This window comes from Variovorax sp. P1_H2 (assembly GCF_056405295.1).
The window spans coordinates 1-15924 of sequence record NZ_JBFUCJ010000006.1; the positions used below are offsets into that span (position 1 = coordinate 1).

The 15924-nt window shown below is 66.9% G+C and carries 15 protein-coding genes and 2 pseudogenes; 6 read left to right on the forward strand and 11 right to left on the reverse strand.

Going from position 1 to position 15924, the window contains the following annotated elements; all coding sequences use genetic code 11:
- The 3 genes and pseudogenes from AC1D2E_RS03740 to AC1D2E_RS03750 form a co-directional block, all read right to left on the reverse strand.
- A pseudogene (locus AC1D2E_RS03740) lies at positions 1 to 198 on the reverse strand (aspartate/glutamate racemase family protein); the annotation flags it as partial.
- 21 nt (positions 199 to 219) lie between these two features.
- Positions 220 to 378 carry a hypothetical protein gene (locus AC1D2E_RS03745; protein WP_478196261.1) on the reverse strand — a complete coding sequence of 53 codons (159 nt, stop codon included), beginning with the start codon at positions 376 to 378 and terminating at the stop codon, positions 220 to 222.
- Positions 379 to 395: 17 nt separating this feature from the next.
- Positions 396 to 970 (reverse strand): annotated as a pseudogene (locus AC1D2E_RS03750) (MFS transporter); the annotation flags it as partial.
- A 611-nt stretch (positions 971 to 1581) separates the two neighbouring features.
- Between AC1D2E_RS03750 and AC1D2E_RS03755 the strand changes: the two are divergent.
- Together AC1D2E_RS03755 and AC1D2E_RS03760 are read left to right on the forward strand one after the other, a co-directional pair.
- Positions 1582 to 2535, forward strand: coding sequence for a quinone oxidoreductase family protein (locus tag AC1D2E_RS03755; protein WP_478196158.1), 954 nt, complete (start codon positions 1582 to 1584; stop codon positions 2533 to 2535).
- Positions 2536 to 2631: 96 nt separating this feature from the next.
- On the forward strand, positions 2632 to 4797 hold the full coding sequence (locus AC1D2E_RS03760) for a phospholipase D family protein (RefSeq protein WP_478196159.1): 2166 nt from the start codon (positions 2632 to 2634) through the stop codon (positions 4795 to 4797).
- An 8-nt stretch (positions 4798 to 4805) separates the two neighbouring features.
- Here AC1D2E_RS03760 and AC1D2E_RS03765 read toward each other — a convergent pair whose 3' ends face one another.
- Positions 4806 to 5669 carry a fumarylacetoacetate hydrolase family protein gene (locus AC1D2E_RS03765; RefSeq protein WP_478196160.1) on the reverse strand — a complete coding sequence of 288 codons (864 nt, stop codon included), beginning with the start codon at positions 5667 to 5669 and terminating at the stop codon, positions 4806 to 4808.
- A gap of 131 nt (positions 5670 to 5800) precedes the next feature.
- Between AC1D2E_RS03765 and AC1D2E_RS03770 the strand changes: the two genes are divergently transcribed.
- On the forward strand, positions 5801 to 6730 hold the full coding sequence (locus AC1D2E_RS03770) for a LysR family transcriptional regulator (protein WP_478196161.1): 930 nt from the start codon (positions 5801 to 5803) through the stop codon (positions 6728 to 6730).
- 20 nt (positions 6731 to 6750) lie between these two features.
- On the opposite strand, the gene AC1D2E_RS03775 is transcribed toward AC1D2E_RS03770, so the two are convergent.
- The 3 genes from AC1D2E_RS03775 to AC1D2E_RS03785 are packed head-to-tail and all read right to left on the reverse strand — an operon-like array spanning position 6751 to position 10233.
- On the reverse strand, positions 6751 to 7950 hold the full coding sequence (locus AC1D2E_RS03775) for a CaiB/BaiF CoA transferase family protein (RefSeq protein WP_478196162.1): 1200 nt from the start codon (positions 7948 to 7950) through the stop codon (positions 6751 to 6753).
- Positions 7951 to 7954: 4 nt separating this feature from the next.
- Positions 7955 to 8728 carry an enoyl-CoA hydratase/isomerase family protein gene (locus tag AC1D2E_RS03780; RefSeq protein ID WP_478196163.1) on the reverse strand — a complete coding sequence of 258 codons (774 nt, stop codon included), beginning with the start codon at positions 8726 to 8728 and terminating at the stop codon, positions 7955 to 7957.
- 5 nt (positions 8729 to 8733) lie between these two features.
- Positions 8734 to 10233: an aldehyde dehydrogenase family protein gene (locus tag AC1D2E_RS03785; RefSeq protein WP_478196164.1), complete on the reverse strand. Its 1500-nt coding sequence runs from the start codon at positions 10231 to 10233 to the stop codon at positions 8734 to 8736.
- Between the two features lie 222 nt (positions 10234 to 10455).
- On the opposite strand from AC1D2E_RS03785, the gene AC1D2E_RS03790 reads away from it, so the two are divergent.
- Together AC1D2E_RS03790 and AC1D2E_RS03795 are read left to right on the forward strand one after the other, a co-directional pair.
- Complete coding sequence (locus AC1D2E_RS03790) at positions 10456 to 11031, forward strand: malonic semialdehyde reductase (protein ID WP_478196165.1); 576 nt, start codon at positions 10456 to 10458, stop codon at positions 11029 to 11031.
- A gap of 92 nt (positions 11032 to 11123) precedes the next feature.
- Positions 11124 to 12071 carry a VOC family protein gene (locus AC1D2E_RS03795; RefSeq protein WP_478196166.1) on the forward strand — a complete coding sequence of 316 codons (948 nt, stop codon included), beginning with the start codon at positions 11124 to 11126 and terminating at the stop codon, positions 12069 to 12071.
- A 68-nt stretch (positions 12072 to 12139) separates the two neighbouring features.
- Here the strand turns inward: AC1D2E_RS03795 and AC1D2E_RS03800 are convergent, their stop codons facing one another.
- The 3 genes from AC1D2E_RS03800 to AC1D2E_RS03810 form a co-directional block, all read right to left on the reverse strand.
- A complete protein-coding gene (locus tag AC1D2E_RS03800) occupies positions 12140 to 12268 on the reverse strand; it encodes a hypothetical protein (protein ID WP_478196167.1) in 129 nt (42 codons plus the stop codon).
- Positions 12269 to 12483: 215 nt separating this feature from the next.
- Positions 12484 to 12912, reverse strand: a complete 429-nt coding sequence (locus tag AC1D2E_RS03805) for a DoxX family protein (RefSeq protein ID WP_478196168.1) — start codon at positions 12910 to 12912, stop codon at positions 12484 to 12486.
- A gap of 67 nt (positions 12913 to 12979) precedes the next feature.
- Positions 12980 to 13837: a pirin family protein gene (locus tag AC1D2E_RS03810; RefSeq protein ID WP_478196169.1), complete on the reverse strand. Its 858-nt coding sequence runs from the start codon at positions 13835 to 13837 to the stop codon at positions 12980 to 12982.
- A gap of 100 nt (positions 13838 to 13937) precedes the next feature.
- Here AC1D2E_RS03810 and AC1D2E_RS03815 point away from each other — a divergent pair, with 100 nt between their 5' ends.
- Positions 13938 to 14846, forward strand: a complete 909-nt coding sequence (locus AC1D2E_RS03815) for a LysR family transcriptional regulator (RefSeq protein WP_478196170.1) — start codon at positions 13938 to 13940, stop codon at positions 14844 to 14846.
- On the opposite strand, the gene AC1D2E_RS03820 is transcribed toward AC1D2E_RS03815, so the two are convergent.
- Positions 14815 to 15798, reverse strand: coding sequence for an AraC-like ligand-binding domain-containing protein (locus AC1D2E_RS03820; RefSeq protein WP_478196171.1), 984 nt, complete (start codon positions 15796 to 15798; stop codon positions 14815 to 14817). The genes AC1D2E_RS03815 and AC1D2E_RS03820 overlap by 32 nt on opposite strands.
- Between the last annotated feature and the right edge of the window lie 126 nt (positions 15799 to 15924).

Genomic DNA, 15924 nt, shown 5'->3' on the forward strand with positions numbered 1-15924 from the left:
GGCGTCGCGCCAGCTGCGCTCGACCTCGATGGCCGCGGCATCGAGCTCGCGCGGGTTGACGATCATCGACGAGCCGCCGCGCGCGGTCCGGCCCTCGACGCGCAAGCCCGCGGGCGCCTCGGCGGCCGCGATCTCGACCATCATGGCCGTCGTGCCCGTCGACGAGTTCGGATTGATGAGCAGGATCTGTCGTTRCATTTCGGCGCGGGAGTGGAGGGGTCAGTTCGCCTGCGCTGTCGCGGCGGCGTGGGCGCCGTTCACGGGCGGCGGGGCCTCGCCGGGCAGCGGCAGCGCGTCGGGCGACCGGTCATAGGTTTCGGGCACGCTCTGGACGCTGACCACGAAGATGGCGTACATCGCGGCGGCCAGGCCGAACACGCCGACCAGGCCGAAGGCAGCAGCGCCGGCGCCATCAGGCAGGCGAACAGCCAGCGCCAGGCGTTGTCGCCCGGAAAGAGCCAGAACACCAGCAGGCCGAATTGACGAGGCCGAGCGCCGTGCCGCGGAACTTGGTGGAGCAGAACTCCGACAGCATCGTGACCGCGATCGCGATCTCGCCGCCGAGGCCGAAGCCGACGATCGCGCGGCCGATGGCCATCACGGCGAGGTTCGGCGCCATCGCGCAGACACCGGCGCCGAGCGTGAACAGCAGCAGGTCGATGGTCAGCATCACGCGGGGGCCGAAGCGGTCGGCGATGTAGCCCGAGATGATGCGGCCCAGCGCCGCGCAGGCGAAGGTGACGGTGTTGAGCAGCCCGATGTCGGAAGCCGTGAGCCCCCACTGCGCTTTCAGCATCGGGCCGACGATGCCGACCGCGTTCTGCTCGAAGCTGTCGAACAGGCAGCCGATGAGGATCAGGAAGATGATCGTGTGATGCGAGCGCGTGACGCCGATCTGGTCGAGCGCGCGGTCGAGTTCGGCGACCCGGGGAGAGTCGGTCGCGGAAGAAAGTACAGGTCCACCAGCCATTTGAAACTCCTTGATGAAGGAAGTGCGTGCTCGGCGCTGCTCGGGTCTAAAAGGAGAATGAAGTCTGCCCGGGGATCCATCACTAAGTGCCTGCTGCACATGGTTTTTTTGGTCGCGCCTAGGGCCTCCAATCTATCCAGAAACGCCTGCCTTGCCTTCGATTGTTCAACGAGGTAAGCAGAGCATTGACGCAAACGTGACCCCCCGTGGCCACTAGCATCAACGTTCAGATACGACTCGACGAGCTGCAGCTTCAGTTCGGTGAGGTGCCGGCGCTCGGTGGTCCAGTGCTCTTTCCTTGGGCACCCGACAAGCCTGTGCCAATTCACACCGCCCGATCTGTCCACCCACAGGAGGGCAGTCCACCAAATCGAACACGAAGATGACATCGGCTCCATCGCCGACGGTGAATTCCGGCACGACGCGCTCCATTACGACGGATTGGTCCCATCGCGCGAGCATGGATCTATCGTCTATTTGGATATTAACCATCTAAAAAAACAGGCTTTTCCGATGGATAGAGGCCCCCTACTCTTCGGACATGCAGATCGCCGACGTTGGCGCACTGCTGGCAACGACCCCAAGCCCTTATGTCAAGAAGAGAGTCAACTATGAGCACAGTCATCCGTTTCCATGCCTACGGCGGCCCCGAAGTCCTGCAGGTGGAAGAGCGCACCGTCGGCGCGCCGGGCTCCGGCCAGGTGCGCCTGCGTCACGACGCCATCGGCGTCAATTTCATCGACACGATCTTTCGCCAGGGCATCTACCCGGTGGCGTTACCGTCGGTCCCGGGCGTCGAAGGCGCCGGTGTGGTCGAAGCCGTCGGCCCCGGCGTCGAGGCCTTCGCGGTGGGCGACCGCGTGGCCTATTTCCTGGCACCGGGCAGCTATGCCGTCGACCGGCTGATCGCGGCAGAGGCGCTGGTGCCGCTGCCCGACGACGTCTCGACCGAACAGGCGGCCGCTGTGCTGACCAAGGGCCTGACCGCCTGGGCCGCGCTGAACGGGTTCCACCGGCTGCAGGCCGGCGAGACGATCCTGGTGCAAGGCGCGTCCAGCAGCGTCGGCTTGCTGCTCGTGCGATGGGCCAAGGCCCGGGGCGCCACGGTCATCGGCACCGCAGGCGCGGGCAAGCGCGGCGCCCTGCGCGCCGACGTGCACCACGCCCTGGTCTCCAGCGACGCCGATCTCGCGGCGCAGATCCGCGAGATCGCACCGCAAGGCGTCGACGTCGTCTACGAGTTCGTCGGCAAGGCCACCTTCTCGGCCTCGCAAGCGAGCGTTCGCGACGGCGGAACGATCGTCAACATCGGTGCGGCCTCCGGCGCACCCGAGATCGACGCACCGTCGCTCGCGGCCCGGGGCGTGAAGGTGCTCGGCGGCCCGATGGCGCAGCATCTGCAGGGCGATGCGCGCGCACAGGCGACGCACGCGGTATTCGATGCGCTGCGTGCCGGTGTCTTCGGTCAGATCGATATCACGCGCTATCCGCTGTCGGCCGCGGTCACCGCGCATGCCGACATCGCGGCCCGCAGCCGCTCGGGGTCGGCCATTCTGGTGCCGTAACCCGCCACGCTGCGACGCTTTCCACGCCCTGTCCGGCCGCGATCGAACGATGCGTCTGGAAGAACGATCCTCCGCAGAGAAGCGCTCGACGAGCGCGTGCCCGGCGAATTGCTCGCCAGTAGCAAAGGCCGGCTCTGGAAAGACCTGCTGGTGCAGATCTTCCTTCGCCGCCCGATGCAGGAAAGCTTGATCATCCCCGCGGTGCCCGAACCGCTGATCGTGTGGGTGCTATCGGGCAGCGCGGTCGTCGAGGAACGCCCGCTCGAGAGGCCATGGATGGCCAACCCGGTGCGCGCTGGCGATTTCTTCCTGACTCATTCCCACCGTCCACCGAGCGCACTGATGGTGCAGGGCCTGGCACAGAGTCTGGCCGTGCACCCGGTGCGCGCCTACCCTGATGCCGACAGTCGCTCACAGGCGCCGCACGGGGGGTTGCCCGCATTCAAGCTCCATCGCATCGTCGCCATGCTCGAAGCGCGCCAGCCTGAGGACGCACCACCTCTCGGACCCAACGATTGCGCTGTCTCGCAGGAGGTCGAAATCTTCGAACACGACATTCAACGAAATCGAAAAGCGGCCCGATGGCATTTGCAGGATGCCCGAGCACTCGCGTACCCTCGCGGGACCATGATCCTCCCCCGCCTCCTGGCAGGCATCCCGAGCCTCATTGCGCGCCATCTCGCGGCTCGCCGGACATGGCTGTTGGGGTTGCTCCTGCTGGCCGTGGCCGGATGCGCCCAACTTCCTCCGCACGCGCAGCGTCCGTTGTCGCTGGCCATCCAGGACGACGGAGGCATCGCCCTCGGGCGCATCACCCGCGCCGCCAGCCCCGACCCGGAGCTCAGCGGCTTTCGCCTTCTCCCGATGCCGGCCTTCGCGCTGGAGGCGAGGCTGGAACTCGTGCGGCGCGCCGAGCGTTCGATCGACGTGCAGTACTACCTCATCCAGAACGACCAGATCGGTCGGATCCTGCTGCGCGCTCTGCGGGATGCGGCGCAGCGAGGCGTGCACGTGCGCATCCTCGTCGACGACCTCTACACGGCGAGCACCGATGCCATGTTGCGCGCACTCGCTGCTCATCCCGGCGTCGAGGTCCGGCTGTTCAACCCGTTTCCCGCGGGGCGCGCGAGCCTGCCGACCCGGTTCGCGGCGGCGATCCTGGACTTCGACCGGCTCACGCGCCGCATGCACAACAAGCTGTTCGTCGTCGACAACGCGATGGCGGTGGCTGGTGGCCGCAACATGGCGAACGAGTATTTCGTCGGCGACAACGTCGCGAACTTCATCGACATCGACGTCCTGATCGCGGGTCCGCTGGTGCGTCAGCTGTCGTCGCTGTTCGACATGTACTGGAACAGCCCCTTCGTTTACCCCATCGAAGCCTTGGTGCCGGCCCATGCATCGGACGACGCCTTGCGGGCCGGCTTCGAGTCGATGGTCTCCTCCACACCACGCCCCGCACCGCCCGACTCCAGAGACCTGCTCGGCTACAACCCGCTGGGCCGCGACATGGCCGAAGCGCCGCAGGCCCTCGATCTCGTCTGGGCGCAGGCCGAAGCCTATACCGATCCGCCGGGCAAGGTGCGGTCGTCCACCCGGGCGGGAGAACCGCTCCCGGAAAGCGCGAACGCGACGGTTCTGTATCGCGCCCGAACCCTGGTGCGCGCCGCGCAGCAGGAAGTCATCGAAACCACGCCTTACCTGATACCTGGAAAGGAAGGCATGGAATCGATGCGCCGCTTGCGCGCACGCGGCGTGCGCTTCGCCATCGTGACGAACTCGCTGGCCACCAACGACGAGACCCTGGTCCACGCCGGCTACACCCGCTACCGCACGGACATGCTGCGCCTGGGCGTCGAACTCCATGAGCTGAGTCCGACCCGTTCCATCGAGAGCGAGCGCTTCGGCATCCACGGCTCGCCCAGCGGCCGCCTGCATGCCAAGTCCGCGGTGATCGACCGGCGGACGGTGTTCCTCGGTTCGCTGAACTTCGATCCCCGCTCCGATGCCGAAAACACGGAGCTGGGCATTTTCATCTTCAGCCCCGTCATCGCGCGTCAGGTCTACAGCCTGATCGGTTACCTGCAGCAGGAGGGAGCCTACAGACTCCGGCTGAACGCGTCGGACCAGAGCACCGAGTGGGTCAGCCCGCACGGGGACGACACGCATGAGACCATCCTTCGCGACGAGCCGGAGACGAACTTCTGGCTGCGCTGGCAACTCAAGCTCTTCGCACCGTTCGTCCCCGAGGGTCTCCTGTGAACGGCTCGTCAGCCCCGATGCGTGTTGTCGACGATCGGAGAGCGCACGGCGCACACGCCATGCACGTTCACTTCGACGACCGACCCTGGCTTGGCATAGCGCCGGGGCTTGCGGCCGAACCCCACGCCCGCGGGCGTGCCGCTCGCGATCACGTCGCCGGGACGCAAGGTGATGGTCTTGCTGATGTGTTCGATGACCTGGCCGAACGAGAACACCATGTCTGCCGTCGTGCCGTCCTGCATGACTTCCCCGTCCAGCGTGGTGGTCAAGCGCAGATTGCCGGCGTCGACTGCATCGTCCGTCACGATGAACGAACCGATGACGCCGCTGTTGTCGAGGTTCTTTCCGAGCCCCCACTGGCCCGTGCTCAACGTCATCGCCTCCAGCTGGGACGCACGCCCGCTGAGGTCGTTGAACACGGTGTAGCCCAGCAGCCCCTCGAGGCCGCGCTGCGCGCTTGCGTCGACGATCGTGTCGCCGATGATCGCGGCCAGCTCGACCTCCCAGTCGATGCCGTCGGGCTCCGCCGACGGCACGGGAACCGGGATGCCGGACGGCACCAGCGTCGAGTACCAGCGCGCGAACAGGTTCGGAAAGCCCGGCGTCGGCAGGCCGCCTTCCTTGCCATGCTCCACGTAGTTGATCGCGACGCAGATCACCTTGGACGTCGGCGGAACGGGCACGGCCAGGGTCAAGCCGGCCAGCGGCATCTTCCCCTTGCGAAGCTGTTCGGCCTTGGCACGCCAGCCCCGCACGTCCGAATAGAACGACTCCAGCGATGTCAACGGGGCGACGGTGTCTTCGAAGACCACGCCCATCTGGGTGGGCGCGTGGTCGCCATCGGCGGCGGATCGGTAGGCCATCAGTTTCATAGGTCAATCTCCAGTGGGTTGGGAATGGGAAATGCACGAAATGAACGACAGCAGCGCGCCCGCATGCGCTGCCGTAAAGTAACCGCGGCGGTCGTCCCGCGAATCACGATGTCGGAGACAGGCGGAAGATGATGGATCTGAGAAGCGTCGACCTTCACCTGCTGGCGTGCTTCGACGCGCTGATGGCCGAGGGCTCCGTCACGCACGCCGCGGTGCGGATGAACCTGAGCCAGCCGGCCATGTCGAATGCGCTGGCCCGGCTGCGCGACATCTTTCACGACCAGTTGCTGGTGCGAACGGCGCGCGGGATGGTTCCCACGCCCCGCGCCATCGAGCTGCATGTGCTGGTGCGCGGCACCTTGCAGGCTTTCACGAGCCTGATGTCGGACGGCAGCGATTTCGATGCCTTCGCGTCCACATCCCGCATCGCCGTGGCGGTCAGCGACTACACAAGTTCGCTGCTGGTGCCGCACCTGCTGCCGCTGATGCGCCAGGAGGCACCCGGCATGGAGGTCACGCTCGTCTCTCCCGACCAGAGCCGGGTGCGCGAGAGCCTCGAAAGCGGCGAGGTCGATCTGATGATCGGCTATCTGGTCGACCTGCCCGAAGGGCTGCGCGCAGTGGAGCTGTACCGCGATGCCTTCGCCTGCCTCGTGGCCGCCAACCACCCGATCGCCCAGGGCGCGATGGACCTCGCCACCTACAGCGCCGCGGCGCATGTGCAGCGCGGCACACCGACGACCAACCCGTTCACGCTCGAGGTGATGGTCGACCGCGCCCTCGAAGAGCAAGGCCTGCGCCGGCGCGTGGTGCTGCGCACCCAGACGGCCTTCGGCCTCGCGCAAGCCGTCGCCTGCAGCGACCTGGTGGGCACCATGGCCCGCACCGGGGCGCGGCACTGCGCGAACATCTTCGGCCTCCAGGTGCTCGACCTGCCCTTCCCCGTCGTGACGCCGACCATCTCGATGGTGTGGCACGAGCGCACACACCGCCAAGCCCCCATGCGCTGGTTCCGCGAGGCGGTGCGGCGATGCGGTGCCTGGGACGCGCACGTCGCCTGAAGCCGTTCGCGCCACGGCCTTCATGCCTCGCGCCCGGCCGGCGCCAGGCCGAGTTCCTGCAGCAGCGCCGCGCGGTCGGCATCGAGGTGCGGTGCGGGCGTGTGCTTCGCCGGCGGTTCGCCGGCGAAACGGATCGGGTTGCCCGCGACCTTGATCTGCCGCCCCCCGCCCAGCGGCAGGGTCACGAGCATGTCGCGCGCCGCCACCTGCGGGTCGCCCATCACGTCTTTCACGTCATTGAGCGAGCCGCACGGAATGCCGAGTGCGCGCAGGTGCGCGAGCCAGTGCGCGACCGGCCGCCGTGCGAGGGCTGCATCGATCAGGTCCTTGAGCGCCGCATGGTGCTCGCAACGGTCGGCATTGGTCGCAAAGCGAGGATCGTCGCGCAGATGGGCCGTGTCGAGGGCGTCGCACAGCTGGAGGAACATCCCGTCGTTGCCCGCCGCCACGACCATCTGGCCGTCTTGCGCCTGGAACAGCCCGAAGGGCGTGATCGACGGATGGCGCGACCCGATCGCCGAAGGCGTCCTGCCATCGACCTGCAAGCGGGCCAGCGCGTTTTCCAGCAGGGCCACCTGGCAGTCGAGCATGCCGATGTCCACGTGCTTGCCGACACCGGTACGCATCCGCTCGACGATCGCCGCCTGGACGCCGATCGCGGCGAACATGCCCGCGGCCAGATCGCCGATGGAGACGCCCACCCGCGTCGGTGCCCCGCCCTCCTCGCCGGTCAGGCTGAGAATCCCGCCCATCGCCTGGACCACCATGTCGTAGGCCGGCAAGTCGCGGTACGGCCCCGTTTGACCGAACCCCGAGATCGACGCCAGGACGAGGCGCGGGTGCCTGCGATGCAGCAGCGCCCAGGGGTAGCCGAGCTTCGCGAGCGTTCCTGGCGTGAAGTTCTCCACCAGGATGTCCGCGCCGGCGAGCAGGCGGTCGAAGATGGCGCTGTCCTGCGGGTGCTTCAGGTCGAGCGCGATCGATTCCTTGTTGCGGTTGATCGAGAAGAAGTAGGCCGAAACGGCTTCGTCGCCTGCTTGCACGAAGGGGCCGATGTGCCGCGCGTCGTCGCCCTTGTCCGGCAGCTCGACCTTGATCACGCGCGCGCCGAGATCGGCCAGGATCATGGTGCAGTAGGGCCCCGCGAGCACGCGCGTGAGGTCGACGATGACGAGGCCGCTCAGGGGACCGGCGTCTCTGGGTTGAAGTGTCACGGTCATCCCCTCACGCGCGTCTCTGGGCCATCGCATGGGCGACACGCTGCGCGATCGCCTCGCCGTCGACCGCGTCGACCAGCGTGCGGTGCGCCCGCTGCGCGTCCTCCTCGCTCCACCGCGACGGGGTGGCATTCAGCACGGCCTTCATCGCGGACAGCGCCTCGCCCGGCATGGCCGCCAGCAGTTCAGCAAGCGCGTGGACCCGAGCCTCGAACGCGTCGGCCGCCACGAGCTCCGTCACGAAGCCCGTGGCCAGCATCGCCTCGGCGTCGAGCGTCGTCGCGGTCAGCACCAGCCGCTTGGCCTGGGTCAGGCCCAGCCGCGTCGCGAAGCGGCGCAGTGCGCTCGCATACAGCGGCAGGCCGAAGCGCGCGGCGGGCATGGTCATCCCGGTACGCTCCGAACCGATGCGCAGATCGCACGCCAGCGCGAGGTCGGTGGCCCCGCCGATGACCGGGCCGTTGAGCGCGGCCAGCGTGACGAGGCGCGTGGACTCGATCCGATTCGCGGCGCGCTCGAAATCTGCCTGGAGCGCATCCGCGGACGTCCCGCCGCGCGCGCGCTCCAGCAAGGAAGGCAGATCGAAGCCGGCGCTGAAGTAACGCCCCCGCCCCGTGATCACCAGCGCGTGCGCCTCGGGCCGCGCCTCTGCCAGATCGAGGCAGCGGTGCAGCGCCTCCAGTTCCTGCGGCCGCAGGCTGTTGGCACGGTCGGGGCGCGCGAATTCGATGCGTGCCACCTGCCGCAAGGGAAAGCTCAGCTGAACGGTTTCGGTTGACACGCGATTCACTCCAGGTTCACGATCACGGTCTTCTTGTGCGTGAAGTGGTCCAACATCGACTCGAGCGACAGCTCCTTGCCCATGCCCGACTGCTTGATGCCGCCGTACGAAATGTTCGGACCCGCCACCTGGTTCTGGTTGATCTGCACCAGCCCGGCCTCCAGCCGCTGTGCGGCGGAGAGCGCGGTCTTGAGGTCCTTCGTCCAGACGGTGGCGGCCAGCCCGTAGTCGCTGTCGTTGGCGATCGCGATCGCCTCGTCCAGCGTGTCGAAACGCAGGACACAGGTGACGGGGCCGAAGATCTCCTCCCGCGCAAGCCGGCTCTTGTTGGTCAGGCCCGTGAAGATCACCGGCTGCAGGAAGAACCCCTCAGCCAGGGCGGGATCGGCGGGCAACGTCGAGCACCGGATCGCCTTGGCGCCCTGCTGCGCCTGGCCGAGCTCGACGTAGTACTTGACCTTCTCGAACTGCGGGCGCGAGACGATGGTGCCGATGTCGGTCGCCTCGTCGAGCGGGTCGCCCATGACCATGGTGTTGACCCGCTCCGACAGGCGCCGCACGAATTCATCGTGCACCTGGCTGTGCACCAGCATCCGGCTGGCCGCGGTGCAGCTCTGGCCCTGCCGCGTGAAGCGCATGCCAGCCACCGCGCCTTCGACGACCTGGGCGAGGTCGGCGTCGGGCATCACGATCATCGGGCTCTTGCCACCGAGTTCCAGCGTCGCCGGGATCAGTTTTTCGGCGGCGGCGTGCGCAATGATCCGCCCCGTCTCCACCGAACCCGTGAAGGTGATCTTGCGCACGGCCGGATGGATGGCCAGCGGACCACCGCAGGCAGGGCCGTCGCCCGACAGAATGTTCAGCACGCCAGGCGGCAGCACGCTGTTCAGGATCTGGATCACGCGCAGCGCGCCCAGCGGTGCCTCCTCGGCGGACTTCACGACCACCGCATTGCCCGCGATCAGCGCCGGCGCGATCTTGAACGCCATGATCAGCACCGGCACATTCCACGGAACGATCACCCCGACCACGCCGACAGGCTCGCGCGTCGTGTAGGTGAGCGCGGTGGGCTTGAGTGGAACCGTCTCGCCTTTGAGTTCGGGCGCAAGGCCGGCGAAGAAGTTCAGCGCATCGGCGGTAGCGTTGATTTCGGGCCGCGACTCCGTGCGCAAGGCCTTGCCGGTCTCCAGCGCCACGAGCCGCGCCACCTCCTCCGTGTGTGCCGTGAGCCGGCGCGCGGCCTCCGCGAGCAGCCGGCCGCGTTCGCGGGCCGGAAGCTTCGCCCACGCGACCTGGGCGCGCGCGGCCACCGCGACGGCGTGCTCGACGTCGTCGGAATCGCCATCCGCGGCATCGCCGATGTGCTTGCCCGTCGCGGGGCTCACGACTGGGAACGTCCGCTTCGAGACGGTGGGGATCAGCTGGCCGTCCACGAGGTTCAGGCCGGACAACTGGCGGGCGAGTGCGAACGGATCGTCTGTGACGTTGAGGGTGCCGGTGGTCAAGGAAGGTCTCCGTCTGGTGAGTGGATTCGAGGCCGCAATGGTCGGGACAGCGAAGCGCCCGCGCAATCCGGTTCGGCGAATGTGCCGATTGCCTGCGCGTGATAGTGGCGATGCCACAGCGCCGCTGATACGCACATTGACGGCGCTTTATTGCACTGGCGCCGCGCGGCGGATGGAATGGCGGCTTTCAACCCCACCCGGCCATGCCGACCTGGAGAGCAGATGACGCTGACAGTGGCGCAGATATTCACCGAGGCGCGATCGCAGAACGGCTATCTCGCCGAACGCGTGAGCGACGACACGCTCCACGCCCTCTACGAGACCTTGAAATGGGGTCCGACCTCGGCCAACTCGTCACCCGCGCGCTTCGCGTTCGTGCGGACCGAGGCCTCGCGGCAGCGCCTGATCGACTGCGTCAGTCCGGGCAACGCCGAGAAGGTCCGGCAGGCGCCGGTCAGCGTCATCGTCGGCATGGACATGCGGTTCTACGACGAACTGCCCGCACTCTTTCCGCACGCGGATGCCAGAAGCTGGTTCGTCAACCAGCCCGCCCTGGTGGAAAGCACGGCCTTTCGCAACTCCAGCCTGCAGGGGGCCTATCTCATCATTGCCGCGCGCGCGCTCGGCCTCGACTGCGGGCCGATGAGCGGGTTCGATGCGCAGAAGGTCGACGAGGCCTTCTGGCCCGGCTCGACGGTACGCACGAATTTCATCTGCACGCTCGGCAAGGGCGACCCGTCGAAGATTTTTCCGCGCAACCCACGCCTTCCTTTCGAGAAGGCTTGCGTGCTGCTGTAGCGCGTGCGAAAGCCTTCGTCCGCCCCCTTCTTCTTTGCATGCCGCACCCGGCATTTCTCATTTCTATTTCTGACAGATCCCAAGGAGACAAGATGATCCAGGTTTGTGGCGCCAATTACGTGGTCTTCGGTGTGAGCGATCCCCACAGGACGAGCGAATTCATGACGGACTTCGGTCTCGTCCCAGCGGGCCGGGAGGGCGACTCGGTCTTTCTCCGGGGCGCGCTCGCTGCGCCCTACGTCTATGTCGGCAACAAGTCGGACGCCCCCGGGCTCCAGGCCGTCGGAATGGCCCTGAAGACTGCGGACGACCTGGCCCTGGCGGCCAGGATCGAAGGCGCCTCGGCCATCCGCGACCTGGACCGCCCCGGCGGCGGCCAGGTGGTCGACGTCGTCCTGCCCGGCGGGATCCGACTCGAGCTCGTGCACGGCATCGCGGGCGCCGCGCCCCTGCCGATCCAGCCGCCGCTGGTGCTCAATGAAGGTGTGCGCAAGACACGCTTCAACGCGCCGCAGCGACCGCCGCGCGTTCCCGCCCAGATCCTGAAGCTCGGCCACGTCGTCCTCGGCGTGCCGAACCCCGTGGCGGCCAAGGACTGGGCTGTCAAGAACCTCGGCATGATCGTCTCCGATGCCCTGCTCGTTCCAGGTTCGAAGGACGAATACATGGCCTTCTTCATGCGCTGCGATCTGGGCAGCACGCCCGCCGATCACCACTGCCTTCTGGTCACGAAGTCGGACATGCCCGGCGTGCACCACGTCGCCTTCGAGGTCCAGGACATCGACACCGTCTTCATGGGACACGAATGGATGAAGACCACGCCGCACCGGCCGCACTGGGGCGTCGGTCGCCATGTGCTGGGCAGCCAGGTGTTCGACTACTGGTGGGACCCCGATGGCTTCCGGATGGAGCACTACGCCGACGGCGACCTCTTCGACAACCAGGTCCCGATGACCACGGTGGAGGCCACGCACGAGCAGTTGTGGGCGTGGGGACCGGAAGTGCCGGCCGCCTTCTTCCACCAGACGCGCGAACTCTGATCCGGCGGCACCTGCCGCGCAAAGCCGCGCGGCAGGCCGAGGCAGGAGCAATGCCGCCACGCGACGACCTAGCGGAACAGCAGGCCGATGGCGAAGACGATCCCGGCCGTCGCGAACGCTGTCAGAAGGCAAGGAAGAATGAAGAGCGCAACGCCGAGGTCTTCGTGATGCTTGTCGATGAAATTACAGAGCTTCATTTCGATCTCCTGAACAGGTGATTCAAGTTGCAGGTTAGGGATATTTCGTCTCGCGCAGAAGCCTGAATTTCTCGATCCGAGCCATCGATGCGACCGATGGGTGGCCGTTTGCTTCGAACGCGATCCGTGGGGTGGCATGAGAGACGACCCTCGTCGTGACCCACGAAAAAAAAGGCCCGCTCCATCGCTGGGGCGAGCCTCCCGTTCGTGCCGGCTCAGCGGGTGGCCAGCGAATGACGGGGCACTTGCTTGCGGTTGTCGATGCTGAAGGCGCCGGCGCCGAAGGCCACGACCTGGATCAGGCCACCGGCCATCGCGAGGTTCTTGAGGAAGTGGAACAGCTGGTTCTGGTCGCCGAGCGCGTGATGGAAGATGAGTGCGGAGGCAATCGAGAAGACGGCGAGCCCGAGCGCGACGGCCCGGGTGCGGTAGCCCGCCAGCAGCAGCAAGCCGCCACCCAGTTCGATGGCAATGGCCGCCAGGTAGCCCAGCAGCGGCGCGGGCAGGCCGACGGACGCGATGTAGCCCTGGGTCGCCTCGGGCGCCGCGATCTTGCCAAGGCTGCTGACGATGAAGATCGTGGCCAGGAGGATGCGTCCGACGAAAGGCAGGACGGTGGTTTGGGTGGTGTTGTTCGTGGTCATGATGAATTTCCTAAGTAAGGTTGGTTGAAAGCACTGGGGTTGAAGACGCTGAAAATCAAACGGGGAGTCAACGGATGCGTCCGTCCGAACGAAGCTGCCGTCCGATTCGGGCGATTTCCGCCTCTCCTCGTTGAAGCGCCTCGGGCGAGGTGTGAACGGAGTAGTAGCCCAGCACGAGGTCGTGCGGGTGCTTCACGGCCGACCCGACAATGAAGTCGGTGTCGCCTTCGGCGGTGAAATCGATGGCGTCGCCTGATTCGTCGAACACCGCGAGCTCCCCCTGGAGGCGGTCGACGGCCACGAGGAGCCCCCCGCGGTGAACGTGGGTCCACGCCACGTCGTGTCCCGCGGGCGGCTGGTAGCGCCAGCGCTCGCCCGCGGCCAGCCGCACGTGCAGCAAGTTCATGCCTTCCGGTGCAGCCACGCGGCTGTGCGCGCCGTCATGGCGCCCCAGCACGACCCGGGCGGGACCTGCCTGCGGCACGGCCTCGGCGGGCAGGTACTGGCTTTGCGCCATGCGGTTCTCCAGGCTGCGCGGCAAAGCGACCCACACCTGGTAGCCCTGGAAGCGTTCGAACCCGCTCGGGCTCGCGTCGTGCCACACGCCGTTGCCGGCCCGCATCCATTCGACGCTGCCCGCGGACAGGGTGCCCGACGCGCCTGTGGTGTCCTCGTAGCGCAGATCGCCCGAGAGCAGCACGGTGATCGTCGCAATGCCCGAATGCGGATGCATCGGGAACAGCGCCTTGCCGGTCGGCTTGAAATCGAAGTAATCGAGAAAGACGAACGGCTTGATCAGCTCGCCGATGTCCGAGGGACTGACGACGCGCGTGACCGGTCCGTGCGCACGACCCCGGGTGCGGGCCACGATACGGCGCGTCTGTACAGACGGGGCCGGCGGGGATTCGCTGACTGCGTGCTCCATGAAATTTCCTTCAGGTGATGACATGGCCTGAAGGTTAGGAGCTGGACATCCCCCTGAGAAGCCTATATCTTTCGATGCAACCCATCCAAAGGAACGATAGATGCTCGACGGCTTATCCATGGACCAATTGCGGACCTTCATCGCGGCAGCAGACGAAGGCAGCTTCTCGGCGGCGGGCCGCAAGCTGCGTCGGGCGCAGTCGGTCGTCAGCCAGACGCTGGCCAATCTCGAGGCGCAGATCGACGTGCAACTGTTCGACCGATCGGCGCGCTACCCGCAGCTCACCGAGCAGGGCACGGCCCTCCTTGCGGAAGCCCGCGTGGTCGTCAACAGCATGAATGGCTTCAAGGCGAAAGCGCGCACCATGGCTGAGGGGCTGGAGCCCGAGCTGTCAGTGGTGGTCGACGTGATGTACCCGATGGAGTCGCTGACGGTGGCCGTGGGCCTGTTCCGCGCGGCGTTCCCCTACACGCCGCTTCGCCTTTATGTCGAGGCTCTGGGCGCCGTCATCCAGCCCGTGCTGCAGGGCACCTGCCGCCTGGGCATCATCGGGTCCATGCCCGTTGTGCCCGATGCGGTGGAGGCCGAGAAGCTGCTCGATGTGCCCATGGTCACGGTGACCGGCAACGCCCATTCGCTGGCGCGCCGCAAGGGGCTCATCCGGCTGCGCGAACTGGAAGAGCATGTGCAACTGGTCCTCACGGACCGCACGAGCCTGTCGGACGGCAAGACCTACGGCGTCTTCTCGCCGCTGACCTGGCGCCTGGCCGACCTGGGCGCGAAGCACGCCTTCCTGCGCGCGGGCTTCGGCTGGGGACACATGCCGCAGGCCATGGTGCGGCATGACCTCGACACCGGCGCACTGGTGCAGATGCAGATCGAGAACTTCCAGCCGCGGACGCCGCCCATCTCGATGTTCGCGGCCTACCGCAAGGATTCGCCGCCGGGGCCGGCCGGCCGCTGGTTCCTCGACCAGCTCAAGCAGACCGATTCGCCAACTCGCGCTTGAAATCCCGGGGGTTGGTGCCGTAGGTGGCCTTGAACATGCGGCTGAAATGCGCCGGGTCTTTGAACCCGACGGTATAGGCGATTTGCGTCAAGGACAGGTTCCTGTTCGCCGGCGACAGCAAGACCCGGCGCGCGGCATCGATCCGCTCGTGCCAGATCCAGGCTGAGAGCGTCAACGGCTCGTCTTCGAAAAGGCGCTGCAGATAGCGGGTCGACAGCTGGACCGTCGCCGCCACGGACTCCACCGACAGTTCGGGATCGAACAGGCGCTCCCGCACCACGCCGCGCACGCGCTCCCGGTGGTATCGCTCGAGATTGCTGGGCACCTTCACCTGCGCCGATGAGACAGACGCGATCGAAGCACTCAGAAGGTCGACCAGCGCATCGCCGACGCCTGCGGCCGTTCCCCCGACGAGGTCTGCGGCCGTGTCGCGCAGGGTGTTCAAGACCCCGAGGAAGATCCTCCCCGCGCCCCGGTTGCCCGACATCGCCAAGGAGGTGAAGCGCGCCGGATCGGACATCGACGCCTGCAGCGCACTGCGCGGCAGCTTCAGGACGTCATGGTGGATGCGGTGCGGAAAGCGCATGGCATAGGCACGGCTGCCGTCGAGCAGGACGAACTCCCCCTCTCGCAGCCATCCGGCGCGGCCGTCTTGCTCGATCCAGCTCTCGCCCTCTCGCTGAACCATCACAAAGAACGAATCGTCGCCGCTGCCATGGTGCTGCCGCGCGGTTCGCAGCACCGAGTGGCTGTCGACCCGCACCTCGGAGAAGTCGAGACTGCCCGTCGAGTGCTGAACGATCCGCCCCTCGAACCCCTGCGGTCCGGTGCGCGGTGCGTCGACCTCCAGGTGCATGAACACATCGCAGATGGCGTCGCGCCAGTACGCCACCTGTTCGCGCGCGGCGACAGCGTCGGTGCTGAAAGTCACGGACATCGGGTTCGCCTCCATGCAAGTTTCGTTGCGGCTCCAGGCAAGACGGATTCCCGGCAGCGCGTCAAAGTCGCCTCCAAACCCGACGACGAGAGATGGACGTGGCGTCCACTCCACCGATTCGGCGAACAAGAAGGAGACAAA